At 75.0% G+C, this 16,497-nt stretch carries 16 protein-coding genes; 10 read left to right on the forward strand and 6 right to left on the reverse strand.

Features of this window, described 5'->3' with window-relative positions; genetic code table 11:
• Positions 1–68 precede the first annotated feature (68 nt).
• The 4 genes from ACWEQL_RS15460 to ACWEQL_RS15475 form a co-directional block, all read right to left on the reverse strand.
• Positions 69–833, reverse strand: a complete 765-nt coding sequence (locus tag ACWEQL_RS15460) for an ABC transporter permease (RefSeq protein ID WP_452150750.1) — start codon at positions 831–833, stop codon at positions 69–71.
• Between the two features lie 18 nt (positions 834–851).
• On the reverse strand, positions 852–1,808 hold the full coding sequence (locus ACWEQL_RS15465; RefSeq protein WP_452150751.1) for an ATP-binding cassette domain-containing protein: 957 nt from the start codon (positions 1,806–1,808) through the stop codon (positions 852–854).
• 93 nt (positions 1,809–1,901) lie between these two features.
• Positions 1,902–3,086 carry a glycosyltransferase gene (locus ACWEQL_RS15470; protein WP_452150752.1) on the reverse strand — a complete coding sequence of 395 codons (1,185 nt, stop codon included), beginning with the start codon at positions 3,084–3,086 and terminating at the stop codon, positions 1,902–1,904.
• Positions 3,083–3,403, reverse strand: coding sequence for a hypothetical protein (locus ACWEQL_RS15475; protein ID WP_452150753.1), 321 nt, complete (start codon positions 3,401–3,403; stop codon positions 3,083–3,085). The genes ACWEQL_RS15470 and ACWEQL_RS15475 overlap by 4 nt, the downstream gene beginning before the upstream one ends.
• Before the next feature lie 97 nt (positions 3,404–3,500).
• On the opposite strand from ACWEQL_RS15475, the gene ACWEQL_RS15480 reads away from it, so the two are divergent.
• The 10 genes from ACWEQL_RS15480 (at position 3,501) to ACWEQL_RS15525 (ending at position 14,227) form a co-directional block, all read left to right on the forward strand.
• Positions 3,501–4,433 (forward strand): 3-oxoacyl-[acyl-carrier-protein] synthase III C-terminal domain-containing protein, encoded by a 933-nt coding sequence (locus ACWEQL_RS15480; RefSeq protein ID WP_452150754.1) that lies wholly within the window; start codon positions 3,501–3,503, stop codon positions 4,431–4,433.
• 71 nt (positions 4,434–4,504) lie between these two features.
• Entirely contained in the window at positions 4,505–4,819 is a 315-nt protein-coding gene (locus tag ACWEQL_RS15485) for an acyl carrier protein (protein WP_452150755.1), read from the forward strand.
• 4 nt (positions 4,820–4,823) lie between these two features.
• Positions 4,824–5,666, forward strand: a complete 843-nt coding sequence (locus ACWEQL_RS15490; RefSeq protein ID WP_452150756.1) for a hypothetical protein — start codon at positions 4,824–4,826, stop codon at positions 5,664–5,666.
• Positions 5,667–5,679: 13 nt separating this feature from the next.
• Positions 5,680–6,546: a 4'-phosphopantetheinyl transferase family protein gene (locus tag ACWEQL_RS15495; RefSeq protein ID WP_452150757.1), complete on the forward strand. Its 867-nt coding sequence runs from the start codon at positions 5,680–5,682 to the stop codon at positions 6,544–6,546.
• Positions 6,509–7,408 (forward strand): hypothetical protein, encoded by a 900-nt coding sequence (locus ACWEQL_RS15500; protein ID WP_452150758.1) that lies wholly within the window; start codon positions 6,509–6,511, stop codon positions 7,406–7,408. Before ACWEQL_RS15495 ends, ACWEQL_RS15500 begins: the two co-directional genes overlap by 38 nt.
• A 56-nt stretch (positions 7,409–7,464) precedes the next feature.
• Complete coding sequence (locus ACWEQL_RS15505) at positions 7,465–9,162, forward strand: condensation domain-containing protein (RefSeq protein ID WP_452150759.1); 1,698 nt, start codon at positions 7,465–7,467, stop codon at positions 9,160–9,162.
• A gap of 136 nt (positions 9,163–9,298) precedes the next feature.
• Complete coding sequence (locus ACWEQL_RS15510; protein WP_452150760.1) at positions 9,299–11,518, forward strand: NADP-dependent isocitrate dehydrogenase; 2,220 nt, start codon at positions 9,299–9,301, stop codon at positions 11,516–11,518.
• Between the two features lie 265 nt (positions 11,519–11,783).
• Positions 11,784–12,737: a hypothetical protein gene (locus ACWEQL_RS15515; RefSeq protein ID WP_452150761.1), complete on the forward strand. Its 954-nt coding sequence runs from the start codon at positions 11,784–11,786 to the stop codon at positions 12,735–12,737.
• 3 nt (positions 12,738–12,740) lie between these two features.
• Entirely contained in the window at positions 12,741–13,502 is a 762-nt protein-coding gene (locus ACWEQL_RS15520) for an SDR family NAD(P)-dependent oxidoreductase (protein ID WP_452150762.1), read from the forward strand.
• Positions 13,502–14,227, forward strand: coding sequence for a polysaccharide deacetylase family protein (locus ACWEQL_RS15525; RefSeq protein WP_452150763.1), 726 nt, complete (start codon positions 13,502–13,504; stop codon positions 14,225–14,227). Before ACWEQL_RS15520 ends, ACWEQL_RS15525 begins: the two co-directional genes overlap by 1 nt.
• A gap of 33 nt (positions 14,228–14,260) precedes the next feature.
• Here ACWEQL_RS15525 and ACWEQL_RS15530 read toward each other — a convergent pair whose 3' ends face one another.
• Positions 14,261–15,334 (reverse strand): MGDG synthase family glycosyltransferase, encoded by a 1,074-nt coding sequence (locus ACWEQL_RS15530; protein WP_452150764.1) that lies wholly within the window; start codon positions 15,332–15,334, stop codon positions 14,261–14,263.
• A 13-nt stretch (positions 15,335–15,347) separates the two neighbouring features.
• Positions 15,348–16,445, reverse strand: a complete 1,098-nt coding sequence (locus tag ACWEQL_RS15535) for an NAD-dependent epimerase/dehydratase family protein (protein WP_452150765.1) — start codon at positions 16,443–16,445, stop codon at positions 15,348–15,350.
• Positions 16,446–16,497: the final 52 nt, after the last annotated feature.

Below are 16,497 nucleotides of genomic sequence, written 5' to 3' on the forward strand. Positions count from 1 at the left end.
CGCGGGGCCGGGTGGAGACCTCTCCACCCGGCCCCGCGGCCGTCGCACGTTCCCGTATCCGTACGCCCTCAGCGCACCCGGGTCGAGAACAGCCGGGCCGACCAGTACACCGAGGCCACCGTCATCAGCGCGACCACCAGCAGGCCCTGCCAGACCACGCTGTCGCCGACGTTCCCGGAGAACAGCGCCCGCATGCCCTCCACGGCCCAGTAGAAGGGGTTCCACTTCGCCATGGTCTGCAGCCACATCGGCGCCAGCGCCAGCGGCAGCAGCACCCCGGAGAGCAGTGCGATGGGCTGGGCGATGGTGTTCACCACCGGGGCCATCGCCTCGTCGGCGGGCAGCAGCAGCGCGATGCCGTAGGAGATCGCCGAGGTCATCAGCGCCAGCAGGCCGAGCAGCAGGTAGGCCAGCAGCAGGTCCACCGGGCCGACCCGCAGGCCGAACGGCAGCGCGATCAGGGTGATGATGACGGCCTGCACCAGCAGCGCCACGGTCTCCCGCAGCGCCCGGCCGAGCAGCAGCGCCAGCCGGCTCACCGGGGTGACCCGGGAGCGCTCGATGATGCCGGCCTTCAGCTCGCCGAGCAGGCTGAAGCCGGTGTAGAGCCCGCCGAAGATGCACAGCACCGCCAACAGGCCCGGTACGTAGATCTGGTAGGCCTCGGCGTAGCTGGTGGCGCCCATCGGCGCCAGCACCTTCTTGAGCAGCGGGGCGAACAGCAGCAGGTAGAACACCGGCTGGATCACCCCGACGGCGATCCAGATCGGTGTGCGCCACATCAGCAGCACCTGCCGCTGGAAGACCAGCCAGGTGTCGCGGGCCAGCTTCATGATGCGCCTCGTTCCGGGTCAGGACTGGTCGATGGAGCGGCCGGTACGGGCCAGGAACACGTCGTCCAGGCTGGGCCGTTGGAGCTGGACGGTGCCGGGCACCACGCCCGCGCCGTCCAGGGCCTTCAGCAGCCGCGGAATGGCCGCGGCGCCGTCGTCCAGGTACAGCCGCAGGCCGTCCTCGCCGCGCACCTCCAGCCGGTGCAGGTAGGGCTGCCCGCGCAGCGCCCCGGCGGCCCGGTCGCTCTCGCCGGACGCCAGGCCCAGCAGGACGACGTCGCCGGAGATCTCGCGTTTGAGGGTCTCCGGGGTGCCCTCGGCCACCACCTGGCCGTGGTCGACGATCGCCACACGGTCGCAGAGGGCGTCGGCCTCCTCCAGGTAGTGGGTGGTCACCACGACGGTCATGCCCTCGGTGCGCAGCCGCCGGATCTCGGCCCAGACCTGGCCCCGGCTGGCCGGGTCGAGGCCCACCGTGGGCTCGTCCAGGAAGAGCACCCGGGGGGAGTGGATGACGCCCAGGGCGATGTCCACCCGGCGGCGCTGGCCGCCCGAGTAGGTGCGGCAGTGCCGGTCGGCGAACTCCTCCAGGTCGAAGGCCTTGACGGCGTCCTCGGCGCGTTGCCGCGCCTCGGTCCGGCCGGTGCCGTGCATCCGGGCCTGGAGGACGAGTTCCTCGCGTGCGGTGACGGCGTCGGTGGTGCCGCCGCCCTGGGCGACGTAGCCGATCCGGCGGCGGACCTCGGCCGGGTCGGCGAACAGGTCGGCGCCGGCGATCCGGGCCTCACCGCCGTCCGGGCGGATCAGGGTGGCGAGCATGCGCAACGTGGTGGTCTTGCCCGCGCCGTTGGGCCCGAGGAAGCCGAAGATCTCACCGGCGGCCACGTCGAGGTCGATGCCGCGGACGGCGTCGACGGCGGGTTGGCCGCGTTTCCTGGAGGGGTAGGACTTGCGCAGTCCCTTGGTCTCGATCAACCAGAACTCCCGTGCGGGGATGGGTTGCCGGGGCACCTGGGAAGTGGTGCTGCGCGCCCACACTAGAGTCTCCGGCACCTCGGAAACAATGGCCTAGACCAATGGATTCGATCGTTCCGCCCGGCCGCCGACCAGCCGCTCCAGCCGGTCAACGGCCGTCACCGCCCCTCCGCCGGCCAGCAGTTCGCGCCCGAGCCGTCCCGCCGCCGCCCGGGGTCCGGGCTCGTCCAGCACCTCGCGCAGCCGCCGCGCCAGCTCCTCCGGACCGGTCCGTGCGAACGGCACCCGCAGACCCGCGCCGTACGCGGCCAACCGGGCCGCCACGAAGGGCTGGTCGTGCCGGATCGGCGCCACCACCAGCGGGACGCCGTGCGCCAGCGACTCGCCGACGGTGTTCATCCCGCCGTGGCAGAGCACCGCGTCCACCGCGCCGCGGGCCAGCAGCTCCAGCACCGGCGCCCGATCCACCGTCAGCACCCCTGCGGGCGGCCGGTCGGGCAGGGCGGAGGCGGGCGCGGCGAGCACCGCCCGGACGTCCGGACCGCACAGCTCCACGGCCCGCAGCGCCCGGGCGTGGAAGTCCGCGCCCAGCTCGCCGGCCAGCGTGCCCATGGTGATCAGCACCGTTCGCGGCCCGGGGGGCAGCCGCTCCCAGGGGAAGTCCGGGTCGGCCGGGCGTTCGGCCAGCACCGGCCCCAGCAGGGCGCAGTTCCCCGGGAGTTCGCCCTCCGCCAGCAGGGCCCGGCCGGTGGTGGCCAGCACCAGGTGCGGCGAGAACCGCGGATCGGTGTACTGGGCGGCGGACAGCCCGGCGCGCTGCCAGAGCCCGGCGAGCAGCCCCGCCGTCCACGCCTCGACCTGCGGCAGGTGCCGGTAGGGGCGGCCCAGTTCCATCGCCCCGGGCGCCAGCGTCACCCACGGCAGCCCGTGCCGGTGGGCGGCCACCGCGCCCGCCGGGGTGTGCTGGTCGACCAGCAGCACGTCCGGCCGGAACTCTCGCACCACCGCGTCCAGCGGCTTCGCGGTGAACCGCGCGTACGGGACGACGAAGCCCTCCCAGAGCGAGCGCAGCGCGGCCAGGCCGTGCCCGCCCTGCGCCCGGAACGCCCGGGTGCCGGTGCCGAAGACCGTGGCGTCGGGGCCGAGCAGCGGGCGCAGCACCGACTCGGTGCCGGTCCAGGCCACCTCGTGGCCGCGCGCGGCGAGCTCCTTCGCGATCCCGACCACCGGGTTGACGTGCCCGGTCAGCGGGGGCACCACCAGCAGGAAGCGGCTCATCGGCGCACCAGCCCGATCAGGTCGCCGACGGTCAGCGCGGCGAGTTCGTCCAGGTCGAGGCCGGCCCGCAGGGCGGCCAGGTCGGTGCCGTGCCGCTCGCGCAACAGCTGCGCGAGCAGCGAGATCTCGTACTCGTCCAGCATCAGGTCGGCGTCCAGCCGGGCCCCGGGGGTGAGCGCGGCGGCCCAGCCGGGCGGTGCCCCGGCGGCCTCGGCCAGCAGGTCGGGCAGGCCGGCCGGCAGGTCCGGGACGCCGGTCGCGGGGGGTCGGACGGGCGGGGCTTCGACGGGCAGGGCGATGCGATCGGTGATGTTCATGAGGGGCTCCACCTGCTCGACGGCACGGGGGCGGGAGAGTCTCCCGTAGGCCGGCGATCACTTGTGCGACCCACGGGGCGTGGGAATACTAGCCCGCGTGACCGCACTGGAGGCAGTGGCCGTCCACCTTCCCCATCACCTCGCGACGATCGAGGACGTGGGCGAGCGGATCGGCCTGACCCCACGTCAACTCAGACTCTTCCGCCGCTTCCACGGCCTGGACCGGGTGCGCCTGGACCCGGACGGGACGCTCCTCGACCTGCTCGACCACGCCGTCCGGGCCCTGCCCGAGCTGCGCGGACGCGAGCACCGGATCCGCTACGTGCTGCACGCCCGCAGCATGCCGGTGGCCGTGCCCTACCCGCTCAACCCCCTGCACGAGCTGCTGGAACGGCACGGCCTGGCACACGCCCAGGCCTTCACCGTCACCCAGCAGGCCTGCGCGGCCGGTCTGCTGGCGGTCGACCTGGCCGGCCGGCTGCTCGCCGACGACGGCGACCCCGGGGCGCTGGCCCTGGTGGTCGCGGGGGAGAAGACCTTCACCAAGGACGCCCAGGTCGTCCCGGAGACCGGGATCTTCGGGGAGGCCTCGGCGGCCTGCCTGGTGAGCGCCGACGGCCCGCGCGACCGGGTGCTCTCCTACGCGGTGCGCCAGCGCCCGGAGTTCGACGGCCGGCTGGCCGTCGACCCGGAGCTCCTGGCGCGCTACCAGAAGGAGTACCCGACGGTCATGGTGGAGACCGTCCAGGCCGCCCTCGACCAGGCAGGTCTGGACCTCTCGGACATCGCGCTGATCCTTCCGCACAACGTCAACCAGGCTTCCTGGCGGATGATCTGTCGCCGGATCGGCTATCCGGTCGACCAGGTGGTGCTGGACAACGTGCCCTCCGTCGGGCACAGTTTCGCAGCAGACGCCTTCATCAATCTCCACACGTCCATCACAAGGGGATTACTGCGGCCCGGCGACCACTACCTGATCGCTGCCGCGGGCATCGGCGCCACTTTCTCCGCCATGGCCGTCCAGCACTGACGCAGCGTCAGGGATGGGCCGCGGCGCACCACATCCACTGTCACACGTACGCACGACGGGACGGTTCACCCATGCCAGACCCCGCACCCGCCACCACCGTCACCGCGCCGGACGCCGGGACCGACCCCGAACTGCGCGACCGGATCCTGCGCGGCATCGAGGAACTGCTGCCCCGCGTCCTCAAGCGCGACCTGCCCGAGATCCCCGAGAACGCCTGCCTCTTCGACGACCTCGGCCTCACCTCCGCCGGCACCATCGAGCTGATCCTGGAGGTCGAGGAGTCGCTGGACATCCAGGTCGACGTCGAGCACATCGCCGAGGACGACCTGCGCTCGGTCGCCAGCCTGGCCGACTACGTGGCCGGGCACCTGATCGACGAGGACTGACCCGATGCCCCCCGCCGCCGGGGCCCGCGGCCTGAGCGTCACCCGGGCGTTCGCCGCGGACTTCGAGGGGCACTCGGAGACCTCGCTCGACCCCGACCTGCGGGTGTTCACCGGCGACCTCGCCCGCCCGTACGGGCTGGAGCCGCGTGAGGACCTGCTGCGCGAGGGCGTCGGCCACGCGTACGGCGAGATGGGCCGGGACCTGCTGCAACAGGCCCTGGCCGACGGCCCGCCGGTCGACCTGCTGATCCTCGCCTTCTCCTCCCCGGACGTGCGGCCCGGCGCACCCGCCGCGCTGTACCTCAGCCGGCACTGCCCGGGCACGCCGACCGCCTTCGCGGTCTGCGACCAGGGCAGCGCGGCCGCCTTCACCGCCCTGCGGCTCGCCGCCGTCCACCACCGCACCGGCGGCTGCCGGCGGGCCGCGGTGGTCCTCGCCGAACAGAGCGCCCTGCACCACCGGCCCGCCGAACCGGTCGAACTGCCCGAGCGGCACCGCGCGGTCCTGCTGCTCTGCGAGGAGTCCGCGGGGGAGGGGATCGCCGTACGGCAGAGCGCGCGGGTGGACGGCGAAGGGGCCCGCGCGGCCGTCCGCGAGGAGCACCGGGCCCTGGGCCCGGACGCCGAACTGCTGCTCGCCGCCGGCCTGTCCGGCGAGGACGGTGTCCTTGAGGGCGGTGCCCCCGAGGGCGGGCCGGTCACCGCGGCCGCCCCCGGGCAGCCGTTCACCGGCCTGTGGACGCTGCTCGCCGAACGGCTGCCCGCCCGTACGGCGGACGCCGGACCGCTGCTGCTCGCCGACCACGACCACCGGCTCGGGCGGCTCAGCACCCTCACCCTGCCATGACCGAGCCCCTGCCATGACCGAGCCCCTTCCCCTCACGCCCCCGAGACCCCCGAGACCCCCGAGACCCCCGAGACCCCCGACGCCACTGACGCCACTGACGCCCGCACGCCCCTCCGACCCCGACCTCCCGGCCGACGCCGGCTCCGACCCGGTCGACCTCTGGATCATCCCCACCGACCAGCCCACCGCCGTCGTCCACCGGCTGCGCCGGCTGCTCGACCCGGACGAACGCGCCCGCGCCGAGGCCGGCCACGACCCCGTCCACCGTGACCGCTTCACCGTGGTCCGGGGCGTCGTCCGGCTGCTCGCCGCGGACCGCCTCGGCATCCACCCCGCCCGGCTCGCCTGGCGGTACGGCCCGCACGGCAAGCCCGAACCCGTCCCCGGCGGCGACCGGATCCGGCTCAGCTGGTCCGCCTCCGGAGCGCTCGCCGTGCTGGCCGTCACCGAGGGCCGGCCGGTCGGCGCGGACGTCGAGGAGACCGGCGATCCCGGGGTCGGCGAACGCATCGCCCGCCGCCACTTCCCGGCCCCGGACGCCGCGCTCGTCACGGCCGCCCCGACCCCCGCCGAGGCCGCCGACCGCTTCACCCGCCTCTGGTGCCGCCGCGAGGCCTGCGTCAAGGCCTACGGCGGCCGGCTGGCCCAGGGCCTCGGCCTCGCCCTGGCCGGACCCTCGCCCCTGCGGCTGGCCGACCCCGGCCCGCTCGGCCCGGGCCCGCTGCGGGTGCGCGACGTGACCGTCCCCGGCCGGCACCACGCGGCGGTCGCGGCCCTCGGCGACCGCCCCTTCGAGGTCCGCACCCATCACTGGACCGCACGAACTTCCCCTGGAGCTCACCATGATGACGGCCCGTCCGCTGGAAGTACCGCAGGGTGAGGCCACCCCGATCCCCGCCGGGGCCCCCGGTGTGGTGATCCATCCGGCGCCGTACGAGGCGGTGATCGACCTGCTCCGGCAGGGCGTCGCGGCGCTCGCCGCGGACCGGCCCGTCCCGGTGCTGGCCGTTCCGCCGGTGGTGCCCCGCGCGCTGGTCGAACGGGCCGGCTACGTCCGCGCCTTCCCCCAACTGCTCGGCACCGTGCACAGTTTCACCGGCACCCCGGCCGAGTGGCGGGCCCACGCCCCGCACGCCGTGGAGGGCGGCGCCTGGGACTCGGCCCAGCGGCCCGGCGACCTGGTGCTGCTGCCCGCCGCCTGCTACCCGCTCTACCCGTCCCTGGCCGGGCGCGAGCTCGCGCAGCCCGTCCACCTCGCCGTCGAGGGCCGCTGCTTCCGCCAGGAGGCCAGCGCCGAACCCGGCCGGCTGCGCAGCTTCCGGATGTCCGAGCACGTCACCGCCGGCACCGAGGAGCACTGCGTCCGCTGGCGCGCCGGCTGGCTGGAGCGGATGACCGGCTGGCTGGAGCGGATCGGCCTGAGACCGCGGACCGAGATCGCCGACGACCCCTTCTTCGGCCCGTCCCGCCGGCTCTACCGGGCCGCCCAGCGCGTCCAGGAGCTCAAGTACGAACTCAAGGTGCCGGTCGCGGACGGCGTCGTCCAGGCCGTCGCCTCCGCCAACCTCCACAAGGAGCACTTCGGCGAGGCCTTCGGCTTCACCGCCGACGGCGCGCCGGGCCACACCTCCTGCGCCGCCTTCGGCCTGGACCGCATCGCCCTGGCCCTGCTGCACACCCACGGCAGCCGCCCGGAGCTCTGGCCGGACGAGGTCACCACCTCGATCCTGAACGGCAATTGACGAATCGTCACCGATAGGACCGGCAAGACCACCGGACAGCGGAAGGCGCCCACCACGTGACCCAGACCCGGCGGATCACCGTCCGCTACCACGGCCCCGGCAGCGGAACGGGCCCGCTCACCCTCGGCCAGGACAACATGATCCGCTGCATCCTCCGGGACCTGCCCGAGCAGATCAACCGGGACATGGTCTGGCCGGTCCCGGACGGCACCGGCCTCACCGCCGCCCTCGACGCGCTGCGCGCCCTCGCCGAACGCCACGAGTCCCTGCGCACGGTCTTCCCGCCCGGCCCCGACGGCTTCCCCGGCCACCAGGAGCTGCGCGCCGAGGGCGAGTTCACCGTCGAGGTGATCTCCGCCGACCACCTGGACGACGCCGGCCTCGACGGTCTCGCCGAGGAGCTCGGGCGCGCCGGGAACACCCTCGGCTTCGACCTCGCCGCCGACTTCCCGCTCCGCCTCACCCTGCTCACCCGGGGCGAGCACGTGGTGCGGCTGGTGGTCGTGGTCTGCCACAGCGGGGCCGACGGCGCCGCCTGCGTCCTGCTCCTCCAGGACTGGCTGGCGCTCGCCGCCGGCAAGGAGCTGCCGCCCGTCACCGGCCGCACCCCGCTGCAGATCGCCGCCGCCGAGGCCACCGACCTGGGCCGCCGCAAGGCGACCGCCTCGCTGCGGCACTGGGAGCGGATCCTGCGCACCCACCCGCAGGCGGTGTTCGCCGAGGACCGGCTCACCGGCCCGCCGGACCTGATGTGCGCCCATGTGCTGCGCTCGCCGTCCGGCGCCGCCGACCTCGCCGCGGCCTCGGCGCGCACCGGCGCCAGCCCGTCCGTCGTGCTGCTCGCGGCCTTCGCCGCGCTGGTCGCCCACCGCGCCGACCGGTCCGAGCTGGTGATCGCCGCGCTCTCCGCCAACCGGCAGCGCGCCGCGCTGGCCGACCACGTCGGCACCCTCGCCCAGGACGCCTTCCTGGCCCTGGACGCCCGCCCCGGCGACCTGGACGAGCTGATCGGCCGGGCCAAGGCCGCCACCCTCGCCGGCTACTGGCACGGCACCTTCGACGCGGCCAGGATCTGGCAGATGATCGAGGACATCGCCCACCGGCGGGGCTCCCGGTACGCCCGGCAGGTGGTGGTCAACGACCTCGGCCTCACCATCCCCGAGTCCGTCTCCGCCGCCCGCCCGGTCCCTGCCGCCGACCCCGAGATCATCCGGATCCCGGACCAGCGCGTCCCGGTGCGGATCATGCTCAACATCCTGCGGATCAACGGAAGCCTGGAGTTCGCCCTGCTCACCTGCCCCCAGCTGCTCGACCACGCCGAGGGCGAGCGGTTCTCGCACGGCCTGCTCACCCTGCTGCGGGCCGCCGCCGCCGGCCCGGTCCCGCTGGACGGGCTCACCGCGCTGACCGGCCTGCGCCCCGGTACCCGGGACCGTGAGTGGGCCCTCGTGGACGGCTCCTGGATCGACCCCGCGGCCGTCCGCGAGCTGCTCGCCCACGCCCTCGGCCCCGGGGCGGCCGTCCCGGTGGCGGGCATCCGGGTGGAGGCCGCGGACGGGCGCCTCACCGCCCACCTGACCACGGACGATGACACCCTCACCCCGCTGCTCGCCCACCGCGCCGTGGTCGCCGCCCTCCCCGGCCGGGACACCGCCATGGCGCCCACCGACTACGTCGTCCACCATCCGGCCCACACCACCCACGGCCCGGGCCGCGACCCCGCCACGCCCGACTGGCAGGCGCTGCTGTCCTGAGGCTCGCCCGGGGCTCGCCCCCGGAGTGGACGGCCTGCCGGGAGTCCACCCCAGGGGGCGGTGGCCGGGAGGGAGGCTCACGGGATATCTTGATATCAAGACGTTCAAGACGTTGTAGACGTGAAGCGGAGCACCCGTGACTGACTCGACCATCATTTACACGCACACCGACGAGGCCCCGGCCCTGGCGACGTACTCGTTCCTGCCCGTGGTGCAGGCGTACGCCTCGACGGCGGGCGTCACGGTGGAGACGCGCGACATCTCCCTGGCCGGGCGGATCATCGCGAGCTTCCCGGAGCGTCTCGCCGAGGGCCAGCGCATCGAGGACGCCCTCGCCGAGCTGGGTGAGCTCGCCAAGACCCCGGGCGCGAACATCATCAAGCTGCCGAACATCTCGGCCTCCATCCCGCAGCTGAAGGCCGCGATCGCCGAGCTGCAGGCCCAGGGCTACGCGCTGCCGGACTACCCGGACGACCCGAAGACCGACGAGGACCGGGACGTCCGCGCCCGCTACGACAAGGTCAAGGGCAGCGCCGTCAACCCGGTCCTGCGCGAGGGCAACTCCGACCGCCGCGCCCCCGGCTCGGTCAAGAACTACGCCAAGACCCACCCGCACCGCATGGGCGCCTGGTCGGCCGACTCCAAGACCAACGTCGCCACCATGGGCGAGAACGACTTCCGCTCCACCGAGAAGTCCGCCGTGGTCGCCGAGGCCGGCACCCTGCGCATCGAGCACGTCGCCGCCGACGGCGCCGTCACCGTGCTGCGCGAGAAGGTCCCGGTGCTGGCCGGCGAGGTCGTCGACGCCTCCGTGCTGCGCGTCGCCGAGCTGCGCGAGTTCCTGGCCGCCCAGGTCGCCCGCGCCAAGGCCGAGGACGTGCTGTTCTCGGTGCACCTCAAGGCCACCATGATGAAGGTCTCCGACCCGATCGTCTTCGGCCACGTGGTCCGCGCCTTCTTCCCGAAGACCTTCGCCGCGCACGGCGAGACCCTGGCCGCCGCCGGCCTGAGCCCCAACGACGGCCTCGGCACCATCCTGAACGGCCTGGCCGGCCTGCCGCAGGGAGCAGAGATCAAGGCCTCCTTCGAGGCCGAGATCGCCGAGGGCCCCGCCCTGGCGATGGTCGACTCCGACAAGGGCATCACCAACCTGCACGTGCCGTCCGACGTCATCGTCGACGCCTCGATGCCGGCCATGATCCGCACCTCCGGCCACATGTGGGGCCCGGACGGCCAGGAGGCCGACACCCTCGCCGTGCTGCCGGACAGCAGCTACGCCGGTGTCTACCAGGCCGTCATCGAGGACTGCCGCGCCCACGGCGCCTTCGACCCCTCGACCATGGGCTCCGTCCCGAACGTCGGCCTCATGGCGCAGAAGGCCGAGGAGTACGGCAGCCACGACAAGACCTTCGAGATCGCCGCGGCCGGCACCGTCCGCCTCGTCGACGCCGAGGGCGCCGTGGTGCTGGAGCAGGAGGTCGCCGAGGGCGACATCTTCCGCGCCTGCCAGACCAAGGACCTCCCGATCCAGGACTGGGTCAAGCTCGCCGTCACCCGCGCCCGCGCCACCGGCGACCCGGCCGTCTTCTGGCTGGACGCCGACCGCGCCCACGACGCCCAGCTGATCGCCAAGGTCGAGCAGTACCTCCCGGAGCACGACACCGAGGGCCTGCAGATCGAGATCAAGTCCCCGGTCGAGGCCACCAAGTTCTCCCTGGAGCGCATCCGCCGCGGCGAGAACACCATCTCGGTGACCGGCAACGTGCTGCGTGACTACCTCACCGACCTGTTCCCGATCCTGGAGCTGGGCACCAGCGCCAAGATGCTGTCGGTCGTCCCGCTGATGGCGGGCGGCGGCCTCTTCGAGACCGGCGCCGGCGGCTCCGCCCCGAAGCACGTCCAGCAGCTGGTCAAGGAGAACTACCTGCGCTGGGACAGCCTCGGCGAGTTCTTCGCCCTGGCCGCCAGCTTCGAGCACCTGGCCACCACCACCGGCAACGCCCGCGCCCAGGTGCTGGCCGACACCCTGGACCGCGCCACCGGCACCTTCCTCAACGAGGACAAGTCGCCGAGCCGCCGCCTCGGTGGCATCGACAACCGCGGCAGCCACTTCTTCCTGTCCCTGTACTGGGCCCAGGAGCTGGCCGCCCAGACCGTCGACGCCGAGCTGGCCGCCGCCTTCGCGGGCCTGGCGCAGACCCTCACCGAGCAGCAGCAGGCCATCGTGGACGAGCTGAACGCCGTCCAGGGTGCCCCGGTCGAGCTGGGCGGCTACTTCCAGCCCGACCCGGCCAGGGCCGCCGCCGTGATGCGCCCGTCGAAGACCTTCAACGAGGCCATCGCCAACCTCGGCTGACGATCCGTCACCGCGACACGGAAGGTCCCCGGGCCCCTCGGCCCGGGGGCCTTCCCCGTTGTGCGGAGCATTCCCCGCGCGACTGCCCGTACCGGCCGGCCGGCCCAGGGCGCGACGAAGGGCGCCCACCACCCGACGCCCCGTTCCGGCGTTCCGCCCCCGTCCGCGCCCCCGGCGTCCCCGCCGCCAGGGCCTCCCTGCGGGCGGGCTCGCGGCGGCGGGGACAGACTGGTGGTGGTAACCGTCCCCGAGGGGCTGGGGTGTGATGCTGCTCGGACTGACCACGGCGCTGATCGCGACCGTGTGCTTCGGCTTCGGGTCCGTGTTCCAGGCGCGCGGGGCGCGGGTGGTGCCCCGGGCGGACCGGGTACGGGCGGGCCTGCTGGCGGGGCTCGCGCGGTCGTGGCAGTTCGTGCTGGGGACCGCCATGGACGTGGCCGGGTTCGCGCTGAGCATCGTGGCGCTGCGGACGCTGCCGCTGTTCCTGGTGCAGGCGGTGACCAACGCCAGTCTGGCGGTGACCGCGATGGCGGCGGTCTGGCTGCTCGGGGCGCGGCTGCGCGGCCCGGACGCGGCGGGGATCGCGGCCGTGGTCGCCGGACTGACCCTGCTCGCGGTCGGTTCGGGCGAGGAGGGACGTGATCACGCCGGCCCGGCGTTCCACTGGGCGCTGCTCGCCACCACGGTGCTGATGCTGCTGCTCACCGCCGTCCTGGCCCGTCGGGACGGCACCGCGGCCGCGGCGGGCCTCGGCCTGCTCGCGGGCACCGGCTTCGGGGTGACCAGCCTCGCCGTCCGGGTGCTCGACGTGTCGCGGCCGTGGGAGGTCTTCACCGATCCGGCGGCGTACGCGCTCGCGCTGGGCGGTCTCGGCGGGTACGTCGCGTACGCGCTGGCACTGCAGCGCGGCACGGTGACGGCGGCCACCGCGGCGGGGACCGTCGCGGAGACCTTCGGCCCGGCGGCGGTGGGCGTCTGGGTGCTGGGTGACGCCGCCCGGCCCGGCTACGCCTGGGCCGCGGTGACGGGCTTCGTGGTCGCGGTGGGCGGTACGTTCCTGCTGTCCCGCTTCGGCGAGATCGAGCCGGGTGCCCCGCAGCGGCACGCCGGGGAACCGGGCTCCCGCGAGGACGCGGCCCCGGTCGCCCGCCCGGCCCCGGCGTGCGAAGGTGACGTGCCGGACCAAACGGACGGCGAACCGCGTACGGCCGGCAGGTGAGCGATGGCGGAGCAGAGTCCCCGACCCCTGGTCGCCCTGGTCACGGGCGCCTCCTCGGGTATCGGAGCGGCGACCGCGGCCCGCCTCGCGGCGTCCGGCTGGCGCACCCTGCTCTCCGGCACCGACCCCGGCCGCCTCGCCGCCGTCGCCGACCGCACCGGCGGCCTCGCCCTGCCGCAGGACCTGAGCGTCCCGGACGGCCCGGCCCGCCTCGCCGAACGGGCCCTGGCGGCCGCCGGCCACGTCGACGCGCTGGTCGCCGGCGCGGGCCTGGGCTTCCGCGGGCCGTTCCAGGAGACCCCGCCGGACACCCTGGGCCGCATGATCGACGTCAACCTGGCCGCGCCGCTGCAACTGGCCAGGCTGCTGCTGCCCGGCATGCTGGAGCGCCGGCGCGGGCGGATCGTGCTGGTCGGCTCGATGGCCGGCCAGGTGGGCGTACCGGACGAGGCGGTGTACGCGGCCACCAAGGGCGGGCTGGCGATGTTCGCCGAGAGCCTCTGGTACGAGCTGCGGGGCACCGGCGTGGGGGTGCGGATCATCCTCCCGGGCGCGGTGGACACGCCGTTCTTCGCCCGCCGCGGCACCCCGTACCACCGGGAGCGCCCGCGTCCCGTCCCGCCGGAGCGGATCGCCGACACGGTGCTGGCGGCCATCCGTACGGAGCGCGACCGGATCTTCGCCCCGCGCTGGCTGGCCGGCCCGGCCCGGCTGCACGGGCTCGCGCCCGGGGTGTTCCGCCGGATGGCCTACCGGTTCGGCTGATGCGGGCGGCCCGGCCGGCCGGGGTGGCGGCCGGCGTCGTCGCCGGGGCCGCGCTGCTGCACCTGGCCCCGGCGGCGGTCCGGCTCACCGCCGTGCGCCGTACGGTGGCCCGGGGGACGGCCGGCCGCGGCGCGCCCGGGCACGTCGCGCTGACCTTCGACGACGGCCCGGACCCCGCCTCCACGCCGTACTTCCTGGACGCGCTGGACGAGCTGGGCGTGCGGGCCACCTTCTTCCTGCTCGGCTCGATGCTGGAACGCGCGCCGGACCTCGGCCGGGAACTCGTCGAGCGCGGCCACGAGGCCGCCGTGCACGGCTGGCACCACCGCACCCAGTGGTACCCGGCGCCCGCCCGCGACCTGCGCGAGCTGCGGCGCGCCCGCCAGGCCGTCACCGAGCTCTGCGGCACCCGCCCGCTCTGGTACCGCCCGCCGTACGGGGTGCTCACCACCGGCCTCGCGCTCTCCGCCCGCCGGCTGGGGCTGCGCACGGTGCTGTGGTCGGCCTGGGGCCGCGACTGGACGGACCGCGCCACGCCCGCGTCCGTCTACGCCACCGCCCGCCCCGACCTGCGCGGCGGCGCCACCCTGCTCCTCCACGACTCCGACTGCACCTCCGCCCCCGGCGCCTGGCACTCCGCCCTCGGTGCCCTCCCCCTCCTCACCGCCCACTGCCGCGCCCACGGCCTCACCCTCGGCCCCCTCCGCGACCACGGCCTGCGGTGAAGCCTCCCGGCCCCGGACTCCCGCCCGGGAGCGTCAGCCGAGCCGGTCGAGGGCGGTGGTGAAGCCGCTGTGCCAGGCGGTGGGCGTGGCGCCGGGGGAAGGGGGCGGGGCGGGGCGGTCGAGGGCGGCGAGGGCGTTGCGGACGACTTCGGCGGGGCGGGCGGAGGCGACGTCGGCGTGGCCGAGCTCCAGTTCGTGCTGGAGGTTGTCGCGGCCGTGGCCCTGGACGACGTCGAGCAGCAGCAGGCGCCGGCCGAGGGCGCGGGCCTCGCTGCAGGTGTCGCCGGAGCTGGTGACGACCAGGTCGGCGGCGGCCATCAGTGCGGGCATCCGGTCGGTCCAGCCGAAGGGGTGCAGCCGTGGGCGGCGGTGGGCGGCGGCGCGCAGCCGGCGCTCCAGCGGGGCGTTGCGCCCGGCCACCGCCAGCACGTGCGGACCGGCGTCGGCCAGGTCGGCGGCGGTGCGGGCGAGCGGGCCGAGGCCCCAGGAGCCGGACATCAGCAGGACGCAGCGGGCGTCGGCCGGTACGCCGAGCGCGGCGCGGGCCGCGGCGCGGGCGGGCGGGTGGTAGAAGCCGGCCCGCAGCGGTGCGGGCAGGACGGCGATCGGCGCGTCCGGCCGGTAGCGGCGCACCGCGCAGGCGGCGACCTCGGAGGTGACCAGGAAGAGGTCGGTGCCGTCCTGCACCCAGAGCCGGTGCGGGGTGACGTCGGTGCAGAGCACCAGGTGGCGGAAGTCCCGGCCGCGCAGCCGGTTGACGGCCGAGGTCGCCGTCGCGAACACCGACACCACCAGCCGGGGCCGCTGCCGCTCGACCAGTTCCCGCAGGTGGGGCACCAGCCGGGCGCGGGCGGCGGCGTCGGCCATCAGCGCGAGCCGGGCGCCGGGGCGCAGCGCGGAGAAGTGGAAGGCGTCGTAGACCCCGGGCAGGTCGATCATCCGCCGGAACACCGCCTCGCCGACCGCGCCGGCCCGCTGCCCGAGCAGCGCCATGGCGTCGACCGTGTCGGTGGTCCAGCCGACGGCGTGCAGCGAGTCGGCGCAGGCCTGGGCCATCACGTCGTGGCCCTGGCCGATCGAGCCGGACACCAGCAGCGCGTGCGGCATCTCGGGCCGGGTCTCAGGCCGGGCCCGAGGGACGGTCACCGGCCGCCGTGCCGCCCGCCGCGCGCCCGTCGCCCGGCTGCCCGTCGCCCGTCCGGCTGCCTGTCGCGTGCCCGCCCGCCGTCCGGCCGCCCGCCGGGCGTCGGCCGCGTGTCCGGCCGCCCGAGGTGCGGTCCTCGCGGGCCCGGCCGTCCGCCGAGCGGTACCAGTCGGCGTAGCGGAGCACGCCGTCGGCGAAGTTGGTCCGCGGTGACCAGCCGAGCAGCCGCTTCGCCTGGGCGGCCGAGATCCGGCGCCCGGGGTAGTCCGCCGCGCGGGCGGCGATGTGCTCGATGGTGACCGGCCCGAACAGCCGGTCGACCGTGTCGGCGATGTCGCGGACGGAGACCGGCGCGGAGCCCTCCAGGGCGAAGGTCTGGTCCTCGGCGGCCGGGGACAGCGCCCGGACGTGGGCGTCCGCGATGTCCTCGACGTACACGAAGTTGCGGCTCTGGCGGCCGTCGCCGGCGATGGTGATCGGGCGTCCGTCGAGGGCGGCCTGCACGAACCGGGCGACCACCAGCTCGTCGCGCATCCGGGGCCCGTACGGGATGCCGAAGCGCAGGATGGTGAAGTGGCGGCCGTACAGCTCGCGGTAGCTGTGGACCAGCATCTCGGCGGCGAGTTTGGTGGCGACGTAGAGGTGGCCGCTGCGGTCGAGCTCGATCGGGGCGTGCTCGTCGAGCTCCTGCTCCTCGCCGTCCAGGCCGGGTTCGGCGAGGGCGGCGCCGTACACCCAGACGGTGCTGGCCAGCACGGTCCGGCTGAGGCCGCTGCGCCGGGCGGCCTCCAGGACGGTCCCGGTGCCGTCGACGTTGACCCGTACGGCGCGGACGGGGTCGGCGGCGACCTGCTCGACGTCGGCCATGGCGGCGAGGTGGAAGACCACCTCGCTGCCGTCGAGGGCGGAGGTCAGCGCCGGCAGGTCGAGGATGTCGATGCCGGCGTGCTCGGCCTCCGGGTTGAGGTACTTGTCGGTGGTGTCGATCGCCAGCACCTCGTGCCCGGCGGCGAGCAGCCGGTCCACGACGTGTGAACCGATGAATCCACAGCCTCCGGTGACGGCTACACGCACGGTTCCGCTCCTTCGTTCCTCGGCGTTCCCCAACGGGTCGGTCGGCCGGTCA

This window comes from Kitasatospora sp. NPDC004240, assembly GCF_053603215.1.